The sequence below is a fragment of the Colwellia sp. 75C3 genome (genome assembly GCF_002836255.1).
GTDB lineage: Bacteria > Pseudomonadota > Gammaproteobacteria > Enterobacterales > Alteromonadaceae > Colwellia.
Genome location: NZ_PJAU01000057.1, coordinates 20,065 through 37,621, shown reverse-complemented (window position 1 = coordinate 37,621; position 17,557 = coordinate 20,065). Strand labels below are relative to the sequence as shown.

13 protein-coding genes are annotated in these 17,557 nt (G+C 38.0%); 6 read left to right on the top strand and 7 right to left on the bottom strand.

The features are described 5' to 3' along the window. The first annotated feature begins 252 nt into the window (after positions 1-252). Complete coding sequence (locus CXF85_RS16305; protein WP_101229705.1) at positions 253-855, top strand: Maf family protein; 603 nt, start codon at positions 253-255, stop codon at positions 853-855. 255 nt (positions 856-1,110) lie between these two features. On the opposite strand, the gene CXF85_RS16300 is transcribed toward CXF85_RS16305, so the two are convergent. Together CXF85_RS16300 and rluC are read right to left on the bottom strand one after the other, a co-directional pair. After that, positions 1,111-1,776: an HAD-IA family hydrolase gene (locus tag CXF85_RS16300; RefSeq protein WP_101229704.1), complete on the bottom strand. Its 666-nt coding sequence runs from the start codon at positions 1,774-1,776 to the stop codon at positions 1,111-1,113. Between the two features lie 5 nt (positions 1,777-1,781). Further along, positions 1,782-2,864 (bottom strand): 23S rRNA pseudouridine(955/2504/2580) synthase RluC, encoded by a 1,083-nt coding sequence (gene rluC / locus CXF85_RS16295; protein WP_232771239.1) that lies wholly within the window; start codon positions 2,862-2,864, stop codon positions 1,782-1,784. Between the two features lie 716 nt (positions 2,865-3,580). On the opposite strand from rluC, the gene rne reads away from it, so the two are divergent. From rne to CXF85_RS16280, 3 genes are all read left to right on the top strand, one after another. Beyond that, positions 3,581-6,643, top strand: a complete 3,063-nt coding sequence (gene rne, locus CXF85_RS16290) for a ribonuclease E (protein WP_101229703.1) — start codon at positions 3,581-3,583, stop codon at positions 6,641-6,643. A 383-nt stretch (positions 6,644-7,026) separates the two neighbouring features. After that, positions 7,027-7,458, top strand: a complete 432-nt coding sequence (locus CXF85_RS16285; protein WP_101229702.1) for a DUF4339 domain-containing protein — start codon at positions 7,027-7,029, stop codon at positions 7,456-7,458. An 81-nt stretch (positions 7,459-7,539) separates the two neighbouring features. After that, positions 7,540-8,442 (top strand): DUF4339 domain-containing protein, encoded by a 903-nt coding sequence (locus CXF85_RS16280; RefSeq protein WP_101229701.1) that lies wholly within the window; start codon positions 7,540-7,542, stop codon positions 8,440-8,442. 122 nt (positions 8,443-8,564) lie between these two features. On the opposite strand, the gene CXF85_RS16275 is transcribed toward CXF85_RS16280, so the two are convergent. The 4 genes from CXF85_RS16275 to zwf form a co-directional block, all read right to left on the bottom strand. Beyond that, the gene (locus tag CXF85_RS16275) at positions 8,565-9,212 is read right to left on the bottom strand and encodes a bifunctional 4-hydroxy-2-oxoglutarate aldolase/2-dehydro-3-deoxy-phosphogluconate aldolase (RefSeq protein WP_101229700.1); all 648 of its coding nucleotides are present in this window, start codon (positions 9,210-9,212) and stop codon (positions 8,565-8,567) included. A 116-nt stretch (positions 9,213-9,328) separates the two neighbouring features. Continuing rightward, entirely contained in the window at positions 9,329-11,143 is a 1,815-nt protein-coding gene (edd, locus tag CXF85_RS16270; RefSeq protein WP_101229699.1) for a phosphogluconate dehydratase, read from the bottom strand. Positions 11,144-11,471: 328 nt separating this feature from the next. Next, the gene (pgl, locus tag CXF85_RS16265) at positions 11,472-12,167 is read right to left on the bottom strand and encodes a 6-phosphogluconolactonase (protein ID WP_101229698.1); all 696 of its coding nucleotides are present in this window, start codon (positions 12,165-12,167) and stop codon (positions 11,472-11,474) included. A 2-nt stretch (positions 12,168-12,169) separates the two neighbouring features. Further along, positions 12,170-13,639, bottom strand: a complete 1,470-nt coding sequence (zwf, locus tag CXF85_RS16260; RefSeq protein WP_101229697.1) for a glucose-6-phosphate dehydrogenase — start codon at positions 13,637-13,639, stop codon at positions 12,170-12,172. A 471-nt stretch (positions 13,640-14,110) separates the two neighbouring features. On the opposite strand from zwf, the gene CXF85_RS16255 reads away from it, so the two are divergent. Together CXF85_RS16255 and pyk are read left to right on the top strand one after the other, a co-directional pair. Further along, on the top strand, positions 14,111-14,959 hold the full coding sequence (locus CXF85_RS16255) for a MurR/RpiR family transcriptional regulator (RefSeq protein ID WP_101229696.1): 849 nt from the start codon (positions 14,111-14,113) through the stop codon (positions 14,957-14,959). 77 nt (positions 14,960-15,036) lie between these two features. Continuing rightward, on the top strand, positions 15,037-16,488 hold the full coding sequence (pyk, locus tag CXF85_RS16250; RefSeq protein WP_101229695.1) for a pyruvate kinase: 1,452 nt from the start codon (positions 15,037-15,039) through the stop codon (positions 16,486-16,488). Positions 16,489-16,666: 178 nt separating this feature from the next. Here pyk and CXF85_RS16245 read toward each other — a convergent pair whose 3' ends face one another. Continuing rightward, positions 16,667-17,509 (bottom strand): LytR/AlgR family response regulator transcription factor, encoded by an 843-nt coding sequence (locus tag CXF85_RS16245; protein WP_101229694.1) that lies wholly within the window; start codon positions 17,507-17,509, stop codon positions 16,667-16,669. Between the last annotated feature and the right edge of the window lie 48 nt (positions 17,510-17,557).

Sequence of the window (17,557 nt, the reverse complement as noted above, 5' to 3'; positions counted from 1 at the left end):
GCATATTATAGTCCCTACAGGCAAGTGTCAAAAGAAAATTGCACTATTTTGTTTAAAAGTTCAAGATAGCCTCAATATTCACAATTATTGTATAATAATTGTTTATTTTGACAACAACCGCTATTTAAATAAACAATCTTGTTCACTATAGCTAGCTAATACCATTAAGTATAAGAAAGTGCTCACTTCTTTATACCAATGGTATTATAGCAAACGGACTACTTTAAAAGAATCTATATTAAGAGGGTAAATATGAAAACCTTAGTACTCGGCTCTACTTCTCCATTTCGTAAAACTATTTTAGAAAAACTCCAGCTGCCTTTTCAATGTGCAAAGCCAGATATCGATGAGACAGCACACCAGGATGAAACACCTCAAGCGTTAGTTGAACGCCTTGCTATAGAAAAGGCCAAAGCGGTTGTCTCACAATACCCAAGAGCTTTGATTATAGGCTCAGATCAAGTAGCCGTATGTGAAGGGGAAATATTAGGTAAACCTCATAACTTTGACAATGCTGTTGTTCAGTTAAGTAAATTTAGTGGTAAAAGCATTATTTTCTATACAGGTCTATGCGTTTATGACAGTGAGAATGATAACGCAATCGCTTTAGTTGAGCCCTTTACCGTTCATTTCAATGAACTCAGTCAAGTAGAAATAAAAAATTATCTACATGCAGAGCAACCTTATAATTGTGCCGGTAGTTTTAAAAGTGAAGGTTTAGGTATTTGCTTGTTTAGCAAACTTGAAGGTGATGATCCCAATACATTAATCGGGTTACCGTTAATTAAGCTGGTGGAATTATTAAAGCAACAGGGTATCGATGTATTAGCTGAGCAAAATAAAGTGACTGATTGATAATACCATTTGGATTAATTAAGGTTACAGAATTCAATGAGAATAATAATTCAAGAGCAAGGCGCTTGATTGAGCAATAGCTGGCTATTGGGATTGAAAGCAACGACGTTATTGGATATTTAGGCCATTTGAAAATGATCACTTAATTAGTGCAATTGGTATAAGTTGCGATTTAAGAAAATAAAAAAGGTAAGTAGCACATTTTTTTATGCTACTTACTTCAAGAGTATCGTTATATTAAAGCACGCTACATAATCATCTGTGCGTTATTAAAGGCAATAGTAATTGTTGCAACTCAGCAAGGGAGTCAACAATAGCTATTGGCTGGAAGTTGTTTAATATAGCTCTATCATGCACGCCTAGGGTAACACCTATCCTATCTATACCCGCAGCTTGTGCCATTTGCATATCATAGCTAGTATCACCAATCATAACGGCTTGTTCTGGTGTAATGTTTAATTCTTCTAACAAGCTTAATAGCATTTGAGGATCAGGCTTAGACCGAGCCTCATCTGCACAGCGTGATGCATGAAAGAAATGTTCAGTTTGACTCGCAGAAAATACACGTTGTAAACCTTCTCGCCCTTTACCCGTTGCTACAGCTAACAGCTTATCGTTATCGATAAGTGCTTTTAATAACAACAGCGCATGTTCAAATAAAGGGGCCGGTGTACTATTCCCTTCGACATATTGAAATTTGTACTGCTCAAGCAAAGCGGCTATATCAGTTTGAGAAGCCCCAGGGAATAAAACATCAAGTACCTTGGGTAAACTTAAGCCGATAGTATCTTTTACGCTATTGTCTGTCGGTATAGTTAATTGACAATGATGAGCGGCTGCTTGCATTGATGAAACAATACGCGCAATTGAGTCCATCAAAGTACCATCCCAATCGAAAATAACTAATTTGTACTCAGTCACTTAAACTATTCTTTAACCAACTTAGTTAATAATTTCTCTAAGCTAGCCTCCATCGGCGCTTCAATTTTTAAGCGTTCTTCTGTACTTGGATGCGTAAACTCAATACTAGCGGCATGTAAGAACAATCTTTTTAAGCCTTTACTCTTCATCTGTTCATCAAACTCTTCATGACCATATTTTGCATCCATAGCAATAGAGTGACCACTTGTTTGACAATGTACGCGTATTTGATGTGTTCTGCCCGTTACAGGAAAAGCCCTTACTAACGTAGCACCACGATAGCGTTCTAATACTCTAAAGCGTGTTTCAGACTCTTTGCCGTCTATATTATCAACAACGACAACGCGTTCACCTGATTTCAAGTCGTTTTTCTTCAGCGCTTCAGTAACACGGGTTAGTTTAGTCGGCCAATGACCTTTAACTAAAGCGTGATAGAATTTTTGTACATTTTTTTCACGAAACTGTTCATGTAGATGTCGTAAAGTAGAGCGTTTTTTGGCAACCAGTAAACAACCTGACGTATCTCTATCTAACCGATGAACGAGTTCTAACATTCTCGCATCGGGTCTTAACGCACGAAGTGCTTCAATTAAGCCAAAGCTTAACCCGCTTCCGCCATGTACAGCCATACCCGATGGTTTGTTGATAACAATTAACCGATCATCTTCAAAAAGTATTTGCTTTTCTAAGTTGGCGACAACATTTAATCCCGTAGAAACCGCATCTTTCTCTTCTGACACTCTGATGGGTGCAATACGAACCTCATCATTTAACAATAATTTATAGACTGGTTTAATACGTTTTTTATTAACCCTTATCTCGCCTTTACGCAATAAACGATATAGATGACTTTTAGGCACACCTTTTAGTGTTCTTAATAAAAAATTGTCGATTCGTTGGCCAGCGTCCTCACTATCTATAGTAATAAAGCGCACTTTTGGCTTTTCAGGCTCAACAGCGACCTTTTCTTGAATGGGTTTTTCAGGTGTAACTTTTTTGTGCTGGATCTTTTTTACAACTGAATGATGTTTTGTCTTTAATTTAATTTTAGGCACGTGTTTGGCTTTTTTGGTCTTAATTTCTTTCATGGCGGTAGTTTAACACACTTTTTTTAGCTAATAATGCAATTAACTCCCTTTATTGTTGGCTAAACAACAAAGATAATGGGATAATATAAGGGTTATTAGTTGATATTTAACGCAACAGTGCATTAAACAACAATGCATTGAGAAGCATTAAGCAGCCATATTAAAGATTCATACAAGGCTAGTCGACGTAACAAATTTAACCCTAGAAGCTTTAAAGAGAGACGTAAGAGGCAAACTGCGGCCACATTTTTATGCGAATTTTATTTTATTAACTGCCCCTATGTAGCGTTAAAAATGTAGAAGACGACATATTGATAGTACGGCCTATTGTATTAATTGACACAATAATTCATCAGTCTTGATGAATTATCCGTTGTAGATTGTCAAAAAAGCATAAACAGTTTTATCATTTTGATGTTGAAATGTTATTAGCCCAGCACCATAAAGCAATTATTATAAAAAATAATACCTGAGCGAGAATGCACTGGTATTTTGCACAGCACACAAGCTGAGCACATGAAGAAATAAATTAGCATTGCCACTTAAATAAAGGGCGATGATATAAAAAACAATCAGAATTTATAATAGCTTAACTTGGTTCTATGACAGGTTAACCGTGACAACCGTGAGGTTGACAATATGCTGTTACCAGAAAAACAGATTGCTTTGTGTCCTAAGCAAATGGTGTGTTGTGACTTAAATGAGTCCGACAAACTATGAAACGTATGTTAATTAACGCTACCCAATCAGAAGAATTGCGCGTAGCACTAGTAGATGGTCAAAAACTTTACGATTTAGATATTGAAAGTCCTGGTCATGAACAAAAAAAATCTAATATTTACAAAGCAAAAATCACCCGTATAGAGCCTTCTTTAGAAGCTGCATTTGTTGATTACGGTGCTGATCGTCACGGTTTCTTACCAATGAAAGAAATCGCACGTGAATACTTCCCTAAAGGCTATACATTCCAAGGCCGACCTAACATTAAGGAAGTATTACACGAAGGCCAAGAAGTTATCGTTCAGATAGATAAAGAAGAACGTGGTCAAAAAGGCGCTGCCCTTACTACCTTTATAAGTTTAGCCGGTAGTTACTTAGTATTAATGCCAAACAACCCGCGTGCTGGTGGTATTTCACGTCGCATCGAAGGTGATGAACGTACTGAATTAAAATCATCGTTAAGTAAACTAGATTTACCTAAAGGTATGGGCTTAATTGTAAGAACCGCTGGTGTTGGTAAAGATTACGACGAATTAAAATGGGACCTCAGTGTTCTTTTACATCACTGGCAAGCAATCAGTGACGCAGGAAAAAGTCGCCCTGCTCCTTTCCTAATTCATCAAGAAACAAACCTAATTTTACGCGCTATTCGTGACTATTTACGTCGTGATATTGGTGAAGTATTAATTGATCGCCCTAAAACCTTTGAAAGTGTTAAAAAACACATTGAAGTTGTGCGTCCTGACTTCTTAAGTAAGATTAAACTTTATACCAGTGACGTACCTTTATTTACGCACTATCAAATTGAAACGCAAATAGAAACAGCGTTTCAACGTGAAGTCCGTCTACCTTCTGGCGGTTCAATTGTTATTGACCCAACTGAAGCAATGACTTCTATTGATGTTAACTCTGCCCGTGCAACTAAAGGTAGTGACATTGAAGAAACAGCATTTAATACTAACTTAGAAGCAGCAGAAGAAATTGCGCGTCAACTACGCTTACGTGATTTAGGTGGCTTAGTTGTCATTGATTTCATCGATATGACACCCGTTCGTCATCAACGTGAAGTAGAAAACAGAATGCGTGATTCAGTTCACCAAGATAGAGCACGTATTCAACTAGGTAAAATATCTCGATTTGGTTTGTTAGAAATGTCTCGTCAACGTTTACGTCCTTCTATTGGTGAAACAAGCCAAGGTGTATGTCCGCGTTGTAGTGGTACTGGTCATGTCCGTGGTGTTGAGTCATTAGCTTTATCTATCTTGCGTTTAATGGAAGAAGAAGCGATAAAAGATAATACCTTACACGTACAAGCACAAGTTCCAGTGCCTGTTGCGACTTACTTGTTAAATGAAAAACGCCGTTCAGTTATGCATGTTGAAAAACATCATAATGTTAGAGTGTTAATCATTCCTAATCCACATATGGATACGCCGCAATACGAAGTGTTACGCGTTAAGACTGATGAAACTGTTGTCGAAGCAAGTTATGAATTACCGGTAAAACAAGCTGAACTTGAAGAAGCTAAAATGCCGAAATTTGATAAAGTGACGTCAAAACCTGATGAACCATTGATTCAAGGCATGTCTGCACCGACATCTGCTCCTATACCTACTGAGAAAGTTGTGAAAGCCGCTGTTCCTGCGGTATCAAAGCAAACTAAACCTGCTGGCTTCTTTTCTTGGTTGAAGAGTCTATTTGTAGCAGAAGAAGTTGTTGTTGAAGAAAAGAAAGAGACAAGTACTAGTCAAAAGCCTAGACGTCCTCAAGACAGACAAAGAAATCAGCAAGCTAAACGACGTAATAATCGTGGTGCTAATCGTAACGACCGTACCGAGCGTAACAGCGAAGATTCTACTAGTCGTCCTACTCAGAAACCGACTGAACCAAGAAATGCTCGTCCAGCTCGTGATGAAGAGGTAAATAAACCGAAAAGACAACCACGTAAAAATGACAACATAGATAAAGACGATGTTGTTAAAGAAGTAAAAACCGGTGAGCGTCGCCAACGTAGGACTAATCGTAAGAAGATACGTATAGAACCAACAAATAAAGCGATTGAAACAACAGAAGCATTAACAGCAGTTAACACTACTGATAATGAACAAGTTAATACCCCTGTTGTAGAAGGCGTAGCTCAAAATGATGATAAACCACGTAATAGACGTTCTCCTAGACACCTAAGAGCAAATGGTCAAAGACGTCGTCGTAATAACAATACTGCTGAAGGCTCACAACAAGAGCAAGCATTAACTGGTGAAGAGGCAACTATCGATGAATCAGTAGAAGCTCGTTATCCAGCTACTGCACCAGTAGTAACCGCTTCAGTTGAAGCTGCTCCAGTGGTAACTGCTCCAGTGGTAACTGCTCCAGTGGTAACTGCTCCAGTGGTAACTGCTCCAGTGGTAACTGCTCCAGTGGTAACTGCTCCAGTTGAAGCTGCTCCAGTGGTAACTGCCCCAGTGGTAACTGCTCCAGTGGTAACTGCTCCAGTGGTAACTGCTCCAGTTGAAGCTGCTCCAGTGGTAACTGCCCCAGTGGTAACTGCCCCAGTGGTAACTGCTCCAGTTGAAGCTGCTCCAGTTGAAGCTGCTCCAGTTGAAGCTGCTCCAGTTGAAGCTGCTCCAGTGGTAACTGCTCCAGTGGTAACTGCTCCAGTGGTAACTGCTCCAGTTGAAGCTGCTCCAGTGGTAACTGCTCCAGTTGAAGCTGCTCCAGTGGTAACTAACCATGTGACAGAAGTTCAACAAGAGTTACCGTTAGAACAAAAAGAAGAAGTTGTTAACGTTGATGTTCCAGTTAAAAAAGTCAAGAAATCTGCTCCTGCTAAGAAAACAGCACCAAAGGATAAGAAGTTAGCAAGACAAATTAAGAAAGCAAATAGTCTTTCTGGTCATGCAACGGCTCCAATGACAAAAACGGAAACAATCACTGCAATTAAAGATATCCCAACAAACTTTATGGCTGATAGTGAACGACACGTTCATCAGTCATCAGGTAAGACGGCTATTCTTGCTGATGTAGCAAGCCGTAGTAGCGCAGTGGCTACTAAGCCATAGACCAACGCGTTCTATAAATGTAAAAGCCAGTTATAAATATTATAACTGGCTTTTTTTTGTCTAAATTTTAGCAAATTAAATGACCACTGCCATTTGTAACTCAGTTATGTACTTATACCTGAATATAAGATAATAAAAGTATATTAATTATAACGTTATCGTAGTACATTCATATAACATACCATTTACATGTACGTTAGGATAAGCCGAAGAAAATGTTATATCAGGCTATAACTTAGCCTTAACAAAATAGCTTGACTGTTGGCTTAAGCTAACGTTAAATGGTGAATAGTAGAAGACCCGTTATTAATAAATTAGATAGGTCGTTATTGTTACCTAATTCAATAATAAGGTAACGAATATTAAAGAGAGTAATAATTATTATGAAAAAATGGTTTTTTTCTAACAATGGTGAAGTAACTGGTCCTTTAGGCTTAAAAGAGTCAAATGAATTTATTTCAAAAAATCCCGACTTATATGCTTGGCATCCTTCTTATACTCATTGGGTTCCGGTTAGTTGTATTGATGAATTTGTAACGTCAATTACCCCTCCTCCCGCTCCAATAGAGATCCCAAGTGGTCTTATTGATGACTTAATTGGGGAAGAGAAAGAATTAATAACAACATTAGACCGTATTGATAAAACGATTAAAATCACGTCTGATTCTTTGTATGAAATTGATACTGACCTTGATAATTATGGAAAAACTGCTCGTGACTTAACAGAGCAAGTTAGAATAGTGGTCAAGCAAATTGAAGAGCAGTATGCCTCTCTACAGAAAAACCTAGCTAACGTAATTAAAACTGATTATTAATACTACTCATTGGTTATATACCAATTTTGTAGTACATCAAATTAATTATAAAACTAACGTTAACAGATAAGAGTATTTACGATGAAAAAATGGTTTTTTTCAAATAATGGTGAAGTAACTGCCCCATTAGACTTAGACGCAGCGAAAGAATATTTAGCTAGTAACCCAAATGTTTATGGTTGGCACCCTTCCTTTACCCAGTGGAAGCCTGTCAATTGTATTAGTGAATTTGTCGATGTACTTCCGCCGACAGTACAGGCGCCTTTAATTCCAAAAGAAATATCTGACAAATTCTTAGCTAAAAAACAACGCTTAGAGTCAAAATTGACATCAATTGACGATAGCATTAATCACAGTCAATCTTCTCTTAACAAGTTTGATAAACAAATTGAAGAGTATAAAGATCTCACTCAGAACTTAAATGATGATGTGAAAGGTGCTATCGATAATATTGAGAAAAAATACAACAGTCTAAGACGTAAACTATCTCAAGTTCAAGATGCTGTTAATATCGCTGAATCAGAAATGACTGAAGTTGTCGAAGACTTTGACCGTAGAATGAGCTCTAACGATATATTCATGCCTTCTTGTAACCAAAGCATAGCAATGTTACAAGACAGTGCTCAAGTAAGCAGAGCCAAACTTGCTCAAGAAAAATTAGCTACTCCTCATAGCCGTGCTGACTCTGCTGAAACAAAAGCTGAAGAAGCTGCTGTGGAGAAAAAAGAAGCTGCAAAAGCGCAAACTAAAGATGCAGAAAAAACAGCATCACAATCGCCTTTATACGACGCTGTTGAAGCAAATCATTCAACTAAAGACAGCTTCAATGGCATGAAAAACATGATGAAGTCTGTATTTAAAGGCGACAGTAAAGTAGAAAAAGTTGAAGTCAAAGAAGAAGTTAAGAAGGTTGAAGTCAAAAAAGGTAAAGAAGAGCCATTATCAATGGCTCAACGTTTGAAAATGGCACAAAACAACCAATAAAAACGTTACTGCTTTCGCAATGATTAGTTGATAAAGCAGCATAAAAAAAGCCAGTCATTATTAACAATGACTGGCTTTTTTATGTTTAGACCCGTTACTATTCAAAAAGTAACGAGAGTGCTCTATTTTACATGCGCTAATACTTGGTTGGCTAGCCGAGTGATTTCAGACCAATTGTTATTCTCTACGATTTCACTTGATACTAACCATGAGCCGCCACAACAAACCACATTAGGTAAGGCTAAATAATCACGCACATTATTTAAGTTTATGCCGCCAGTAGGACAAAAACGAATGTCAGGGAAAGGGCCACCAATGGATTTAATAGCATTAACGCCGCCTGATGCTTCAGCAGGAAAAAACTTCAAATGATCATAACCATAATCAGCGCCATCCATAAGCTCTGAAATAGAGGATATACCAGGAATTAACGCTATATTACCTTCATTACCCGCTTGTAATAAGTCTTTTGTTAAACCTGGGCTAATAGCAAATTTAGCGCCTGCATCATAAGACTGTTGTAACTGCTGACGATTAGTTACTGTACCTGAGCCAATTATCGCTTCTGGTAACTCTCTTGCGATAGCACTGATAACATCAAGTGCGGCCGGCGTACGTAAGGTTACTTCTAATACTTTAACGCCCGCAGTTAACAGGGCCTCAGCAATGGGTAACGCATCTGCAACGTTATTAATTACTAGTACAGGAACAATAGGTCCCATGTTGAAAATGTCCTTTGGCATGATTTGCCAATTTTTTGATACGGTCATAATTCCTCTTTATTTTCTTGGTGGTACTTCACCCAAAGGTAAAATAGGCACTGAATTCTTTATATTATTAATTATAATAAGGAGTCAATGTGTGACTCCTTATTTGTGATTTGTGATTAAGAGTCGAATAACGAACACGCACCTGTTTCAGCTGAACTCAAGTTGCGACGCATAAAACCAAATAACTCACGGCCCATACCTTCATGATGGCCATTAACTTGAAATAGTGCAGTTTCGCGATTTGCTAAAGCTTGTTCATCTACGAGTAATGTTAATTCGCCCGTTTCACCATCAAGGTTAATCATATCGCCTGTCTGTACCTTAGCAATCAAACCACCATCAAGTGCTTCCGGGCATAAATGAATGGCTGCAGGTACCTTACCTGAAGCGCCAGACATACGTCCGTCAGTAACAAGAGCAACTTTGAAACCTTTGTCTTGCAGTACGCCTAACAATGGCGTTAATTTATGTAATTCAGGCATGCCACGCGCTTTAGGACCTTGGAAGCGAACGACAGCAACAAAATCTTTTTCTAGCTCGCCAGCATCAAATGCAGTTTGTAATTCATGTTGATCTTCAAATACAACAGCAGGTGCTTTAATGACAAAGCTACCTTCTCGAAGTGACGACGTTTTAATAACAGAAACGCCCAAATTACCCTTCATCACACGTAAACCGCCATGAGCACTGAATGGCTTAGCTACCGTAGCGATAATTGCATCATCGAGTGACTTTTCAACGCAATCAACCCACTTTAGTTCACCGTTCTCTAATACTGGTTTTTTAGTGTATCGAGTTAAACCGCGTCCACAAATAGTTTCCACATCTTCATACACTAGTCCACCTTCGATAAGCTCACGGAACAATAACGCCATACCACCTGCTTCTTGGAATTGGTTAATGTCTGCATGCCCATTAGGGTATATGCGTGTTAATAATGGAACCTCTTCAGAAAGGTCATTAAAATCTTGGAAGTTAATAATAATGCCAGCCGCTTTAGCAAAAGCAATAATATGCATGGTTAGGTTAGTTGAACCACCTGTTGCCAGTAACGCAACAATAGCGTTTACCACTGAGCGTTCATCAACCATTTTACCAATCGGCATGTAACTGCCAGATTGCTGTGTTAATCGAGTTGCTTGACGAGCAGCAGCTTTTGTTAATTCTTCACGAAGTTGTGTATTAGGTGCAATAAAGGAAGCGCCAGGTAAATGTAAGCCCATCACTTCAACCACTAACTGGTTAGAGTTTGCTGTACCGAAGAAAGTACAGGTACCTGCAGAGTGATATGACGCAGATTCGGCTTCAAGTAAGGCTTCTTCATCAACTTCACCTTTAGCATGCTGCTGACGTACTCGTGCTTTTTCTTTATTTGGCAGACCTGAAGGCATTGGACCTGCAGGAATAAATACGGTTGGTAAGTGACCAAATGTCATACTCGCGATCAGCAATCCCGGTACGATTTTGTCACAGATACCTAACATTAATGCGCCATCAAACATGTTATGAGATAGGCCAACAGCTGTTGACATAGCGATGACATCACGGCTCATCAGGCTTAAATCCATGCCCGGTTGACCTTGAGTCACACCATCACACATAGCAGGAACACCAGCAGCAACTTGTGCAACACCACCGGCGTCTTTAACAGCAGCTTTGATAATATCAGGATACGTTTGATACGGTTGATGTGCACTAAGCATATCGTTGTAAGAGGTAACAATAGCGATATCTGAGTGTTGTATACCGCGTAACGAGGCTTTATCTTCTTTACCACAAGCTGCAAAGCCATGTGCTAAGTTACCACATGATAAGCCGGCACGATGTACTGTGTCTGATTTGGCGGCATCAATTTTGGCTAAATATTCAGCACGTGTTTTAGCACTACGTTTGATGATTCTGTCGGTAATATCTACTATTTGCTGTTTCATTTAATCTCTCAACTTATATACTTTTAATTTATATATATACCCGATCCACCTGAAGATGCTCGTTTCAGGAAACCTGAGCAAATCATAATCAAGGCACGTTTTTTTGTTAATGGTTATTCCCTTAAAAACAAATGTAACGACGAGTATGTTTTGCTCAGTTTTCCCCAAAGGGCTGGTTTATAAACGCTTTATGCTGCGTTATTGATTTCGACAATAGAATAACTATTCTCTTCAATCAATGCCTTGCCTAAAGGCGTTTATAATTCCAGCTGAATCCTGCATCTTCAAGTGGAACGGGTATCAACTTAAACTTATTTTTCCAAGTAAGTTATGGTGCCCAAAAAATTTGAGTGTTTAAGCTAGGGTGTTGTAAAAATGCCCTTATAGGCATTTCAAACGGATCATCACCATTTAACGCTTGTGTTAATACCGTCTTCTTTCCTTCTCCGCATGAGTGAAGGAAAGTGTTTTTGCTGGTGATTAAACTAGCAAAAGTAAAGCTTATGCGCTGATGCGGCGCCGTTTTAGGTTGAACTTTCAATAGAACAGCATCATTAGCCTCATCAAGACCAGCTTTGATTTCGTCGCTACAGGGGAATAATGAAGCCGTGTGGCCGTCTTCACCCATGCCTAAAATCAAAACATCTAATGGTAACAACGTTTTATTTGCTGCCACGTTTAAATCAGCTAGTGTTTCATCTGTTAACTCATCACCTTGTTTAAGGTGAAAAAACTTAGCTTTCTCTGCTTTATTTTGCAGTAAGTTTTCATGTACTAAACGAGTATTGCTGGCGTCGCTATCGATTGGAACCCAGCGTTCATCTGCTAAGGTAATAGTCACCTTTGACCAGTCAATATCGCTTTGTGATAACACGCTAAAAAAACCTTTCGGCGTAGAGCCACCTGATACAGCAATGCTTGCTTTACCGGTCTCTTTAATCGCTTTAGCTAAAATGGTACTTACGGTGCTTGCTAGTTCAGTATCTAAATCGCTACGTGCTGGAAATTCTGTTATTTTATGCATAATTATTCTACCCACTGGCGATCATCACGCGCTATTAAAGATATAGAAGATACTGGTCCCCACGAGCCTGCTGCGTATGGCTTCGGCTTCTCATTCGTTGTTTTCCACGCTTCAATAATGCTGTCCGCCCAAGTCCAAGCGGCTTCAACCTCATCACGACTAACAAATAATGATTGATTGCCATTCAATACTTCTAACATCAAGCGTTCATAGGCATCAACAACACGTTCATCGTTATACGTATCAGAAAAACTTAAATCTAACTTGTTTTCTTGAATACGCATTTGTGATGCTATACCTGGTATTTTATTCATCATTTGTAATTCAACCCCTTCATCAGGTTGCAAACGTATGGTTAATTTATTAGCGGGTAAATCGCTGTAACTGTCTTTAAAAATATTGTGTGGTTGTTGCTTGAAATGTACGACAATTTCACTGTGTTTCTTCGGCATACGCTTACCTGTACGAAGGTAAAATGGCACGCCTTTCCAACGCCAGTTATCTATTTCTGCTTTTATCGCGACAAATGTTTCAGTATTACTATTAGCGTTGGCACCTTCTTCATTTAAATAGCCAGGTACCGGCGCGCCTTCTAAGAAACCATCACTGTATTGGCCACGAACCGCTTTATCTTTAATGTTATCTCGATTTATCGCTCTTAATGCTTTAACGACTTTAAGTTTTTCAGCACGAACACTTTCCGCACTTAAATCTGCCGGTGGCTCCATCGCCAAAAGAGATAGTATTTGTAACAAGTGATTTTGAACCATATCACGCATTTGTCCGGCTTCATCATAAAAGCCCCAGCGACCTTCAATACCAACACTTTCGGCTACAGTAATTTGTACATGGTCGATGCTGTTACGGTCCCAGTTATTGGTAAAGAGTGAGTTGGCGAAACGTAATACCAATAGGTTTAATACTGTTTCTTTACCTAAATAGTGATCTATACGGTAAGTTTGATTTTCTTTGAAATATTCAGACACTTGATTATTGATTTCAATTGAAGACTCAAGTGAGTGCCCTATTGGCTTTTCCATAACAACACGGTCAGCATCAGTAATTAAGTTAGCGTGAGCTAACCCCTTACAAATATCACCATATATAGCCGGAGGCGTTGAAAAGTAATAAACACGGGTACTATTACCACTGGCTAGCGTTTCAGCTAGTTTATTGAATGAGCTGTTCTCTTTAAATTCTAGCTGTTGATAAACCAATCGATTAATAAAACGCGCAAGCACTTCTTCATCTATTGTCTCTTTAACAAAATTATTTAAGTTTTCTAAAACCACACTTCTGAATTCTTCAAGACTATGCTCTTGTCTTGCAGCACCAACAATACGGCTATCTTTATTGATTAAACCACACACTTCTAGTTGATATAATGCTGGTAGCAGCTTGCGGCGTGATAAGTCACCTAAAGCTCCAAAGATAACGATTTCACTCGCTGATTGACAATCTAAATTACTCATAGAATTTCTCTTATATAAAATTTTATTGCTTTAATTTTGCTTATATCTTTACTCAAGCATCAAATCTAATGCGCTAGAGTAAAATAATTAGTTGTAACTAAACTACATATACACCTAATTTAGCGCTTGTTTAGTCGACAGTAAAGAACTTTTTGTAATTTTACTACATAAAATAACCTTCACCCTGTTATTATGCTTCAAAGAACATTATAGCTGTGATTAAAGGCATATTATCAGGAGGGGTAAGAACTACAGCCTTGTTTAAATAGTAAACATTATCAAAAGACACTGCTATTTTCTTATATTCATTCTAAATTATGAAATAAAATTTCATTATTTCTGTTCCTTAGGCAGAAAATAAATTACAGTATAGACGAAATAGCCTATTATTTGTTGCACGCTATCATTGAAATAACGTTCAAAACTCTATTATTGAGACGTTATATAAAGAAGATCTAGGATCAGACCATAATGAATATATTAGAAAAGATCACTAACGAACTAGACATGCTCAGTAAATCAGAACGAAAAGTAGCTGAAGTTATATTAGCGTCACCTGGTACTGTTATTCACTCAAGTATTGCTGCACTCGCCAAACAAGCCAATATTAGTGAACCAACCGTTAACCGTTTTTGTCGTCGCTTAGATACTAAAGGTTACCCTGATTTTAAATTGCATCTTGCGCAAAGTTTAGCTAACGGTACGCCCTACGTTAATCGTCATGTTGATGAAAATGATACCGCTGATGAATATACCTCCAAAATATTTGAATCAACAATGGCTAGTCTTGAATTAGCACGTAAAAGTTTAGATGCAAATGATATCAATCGCTCTGTAGATTTGTTAACACAAGCCAATAAAATCTCATTTTTTGGTCTAGGCGCTTCTGCCATTGTTGCTCATGATGCACAAAACAAATTTTTCCGCTTCAATGTGCCAGTTGTTTATTTTGATGACATATTAATGCAACGTATGAGTGCTATAAATAGTCGCCAAGGTGATGTCGTTGTTGTTATCTCGCATACCGGTCGTACTAAGTCACTTGTTGAAGTGGCAAGTTTAGCTAAAGAAAACGATGCCACAGTAATTGGTATTACGACCACAGGTACACCACTTGCCAAAGAATGTAACATCGTACTTAGCGTTGATGTGAGTGAAGACACTGACCTTTATATGCCAATGTCGTCACGTATCGCTCAGTTAGCTTTAATTGATGTTTTAGCGACAGGATTTACTTTACGTCGTGGTAGTAAATTTAGAGACAACCTGAAAAAAGTAAAAGATAGTTTAAGAAGTTCGCGCTTCGAGAGAAAAGACTAATCGTAAATTATTGATACAAACCATACACTAATTTAAAACATAATTTAGAACGTTATTAAAAACGTAAGAGGATTCCAATGCCTAGAAGAACGAAAATTGTTGCTACCTTAGGTCCTGCAACTGACGATAGAGAGATTTTAAAAAATGTATTAGCTGCTGGTGTAAACGTAGTTAGACTGAACTTTTCTCACGGTATTCCACAAGATCATATTGATAGAGCTAACAATGTCAGAGCAATAGCAAAAGAGCTTGGTGTCTATGTTGGTATATTAGGTGATTTACAAGGTCCTAAAATCCGTATTTCTACGTTCAAAGATGGCCCAATTAAATTAGCCATTGGCGATAAGTTTGAATTAGATGCGACACTAGAGAAAGGCCAAGGCTGTCAAGAAAAAGTAGGTATTGATTATAAAAAATTAGTACAAGACGTTAATACTGACGACATATTATTACTCGATGATGGTCGTGTACAATTAAAGGTATTATCTACTTCTGAAAATTCAGTATTTACCATAGTTACTGTTGGCGGCCCGCTATCAAATAACAAAGGTATTAATCGTCAAGGCGGTGGTTTAACTGCTCCAGCCTTAACAGCTAAAGATAAAGAAGACATCAAATTAGCGGCAAAGATTGATGTTGATTTCTTAGCTGTTTCATTTCCTCGTGATGCAGCTGACATGCGTGAAGCACGTTTACTCGCACAAGAAGCTGGCTGTGATGCTCGTTTAGTTTCTAAAATTGAACGTGCTGAAGCGGTTAATGATGACAAGATTCTTGATGGTATTATCTTAGCCTCAGATGTTGTTATGGTAGCCCGTGGTGATTTAGGTGTTGAAATTGGTGATGCAGCATTAGTTGGTAAACAAAAGCATATTATAACTCGCTCTCGCCAGTTAAATCGTGTTGTTATCACTGCAACGCAGATGATGGAAACCATGATTGAGCAGCCTATGCCAACGCGTGCTGAAGTTATGGATGTAGCAAATGCCGTATTAGATGGTACTGATGCTGTGATGTTATCAGCGGAAACTGCTGCAGGTAAATATCCTGTTGAAACAGTTACTGCAATGGCTAATGTTTGTGTTGGTGCTGAGCAACATCGTTCAGTTAACATTTCAAACCACAGAATTGAGCTGACTTTTAGTGAAGTATCAGAAACAATTGCACTTTCAGCTATGTACGCGGCAAACCATTTAGAAGGTGTTAAAGCGATAATCTCTTTAACTGAATCAGGTCAAACAAGTAAGTTAATGTCACGCATTACTTCAGGCTTACCTATATTCTCGTTATCACGCCATCCAAAAACATTAAATAAAACAGCAATATATCGTGGTGTTTACCCAATTGAATTTGATTCAACTCACGTAAACAATGACAACTTATCTGATGAAATGTTAAAAGTAGTCAGTGGTCAAATTGATTTAGTTGTTGGTGATAAACTGATTTTAACCCATGGTGATATGATGGAAACTGTTGGCGCTTCAAATACATTGAAAGTGTTAACGGTTACTAAAAAGCACCTTAAGTAATCTACGTATTATTTAGTAGATAACTAACTCTTTGAAGTACTTATTAGTAATACCTTAGTAAAAAAACCAGAGTTAGTGCTAAAAAAGGCCATATGTTATCGACATATGGCCTTTTTTGTGTTTTTTTGATTTGTTAGTTGAAGGTAGTTTCAACTTATAAAGCTACTATTAAAGAAAGTTAACTGTTAACTGCCTGTTTTACTTTGTCTTTATAACTACGACTTACTTTTAATTCTTTACCATTTTTCAAGACTAAAAAGTACTCACCGTTTACTTGACTACAAAACTTATCAATAACATCTTTATTCACTATCGTTGATCTATGGTTACGAATAAATTGTTTCGGGTCTAAACAAACCTCAAGTTCTTTCATGGTTTTTCGTAAGATGTAAGTATTTTCATTAATACCATTTTGTTTATCTGACAAGGTATGAACACACATATAATCACCCGCCGCATCAATCCAAAGAATATCTTTTACCGGTACACGATTAACTTCTCCCGCATCCTTAATTGCCAATACATCAGAATAGCTGGATAACGTTAACTCTTGATCATTGTCCAATTCTGACAAAATTTGTTGATAGTCATTACCCGTAACATCACTCACTAAACGCACGAGTTTTGATTTATGAGCGCTATCGGCATTACTTTTAAAGTAATGTTTTATTTTATCAATTGTTTGCGATAAGCGTTCTTCATCTGCCGGCTTTAATAAATAATCTAGCGCATGTACTTCAAACGCTTTTAAAGCGTATTGATCAAATGCAGTCACAAAGACAACAACAGGCATAGCTAGGCCTTGATCGATAATACTTTCTAATACCTGAAAGCCATTAAGGCCTGGCATTTGAATATCAAGAAACATAAGGTCGACTTGGTAAGCGCGTACCGCTTCTAATGCCTCTCTGCCGTTACAGCACTGCTCAATAACGTTTATATTATCAAACGCTTTTAAACGTATTGCTAAACCTTTACGAGCCAGCGGTTCATCATCAACGATAATAGTTGATAGCGACATAAAAAATTCCTAAGTAATGGTTTCACACAAACGGTGGCGGTGTATTCA

What these genes read in the sequence shown, in the direction of transcription:
- CXF85_RS16280 (WP_101229701.1), top strand. Translation starts at nt 7,540, where the DNA reads ATGAAAAAATGGTTTTTTTCAAATAATGGTGAAGTAACTGCCCCATTA.
- pgl (WP_101229698.1), bottom strand. Translation starts at nt 12,167, where the DNA reads ATGCATAAAATAACAGAATTTCCAGCACGTAGCGATTTAGATACTGAA.
- CXF85_RS16245 (WP_101229694.1), bottom strand. Translation starts at nt 17,509, where the DNA reads ATGTCGCTATCAACTATTATCGTTGATGATGAACCGCTGGCTCGTAAA.
- pyk (WP_101229695.1), top strand. Translation starts at nt 15,037, where the DNA reads ATGCCTAGAAGAACGAAAATTGTTGCTACCTTAGGTCCTGCAACTGAC.
- CXF85_RS16255 (WP_101229696.1), top strand. Translation starts at nt 14,111, where the DNA reads ATGAATATATTAGAAAAGATCACTAACGAACTAGACATGCTCAGTAAA.
- edd (WP_101229699.1), bottom strand. Translation starts at nt 11,143, where the DNA reads ATGAAACAGCAAATAGTAGATATTACCGACAGAATCATCAAACGTAGT.
- CXF85_RS16285 (WP_101229702.1), top strand. Translation starts at nt 7,027, where the DNA reads ATGAAAAAATGGTTTTTTTCTAACAATGGTGAAGTAACTGGTCCTTTA.
- rne (WP_101229703.1), top strand. Translation starts at nt 3,581, where the DNA reads ATGAAACGTATGTTAATTAACGCTACCCAATCAGAAGAATTGCGCGTA.
- rluC (WP_232771239.1), bottom strand. Translation starts at nt 2,864, where the DNA reads ATGAAAGAAATTAAGACCAAAAAAGCCAAACACGTGCCTAAAATTAAA.
- CXF85_RS16305 (WP_101229705.1), top strand. Translation starts at nt 253, where the DNA reads ATGAAAACCTTAGTACTCGGCTCTACTTCTCCATTTCGTAAAACTATT.
- CXF85_RS16275 (WP_101229700.1), bottom strand. Translation starts at nt 9,212, where the DNA reads ATGACCGTATCAAAAAATTGGCAAATCATGCCAAAGGACATTTTCAAC.
- zwf (WP_101229697.1), bottom strand. Translation starts at nt 13,639, where the DNA reads ATGAGTAATTTAGATTGTCAATCAGCGAGTGAAATCGTTATCTTTGGA.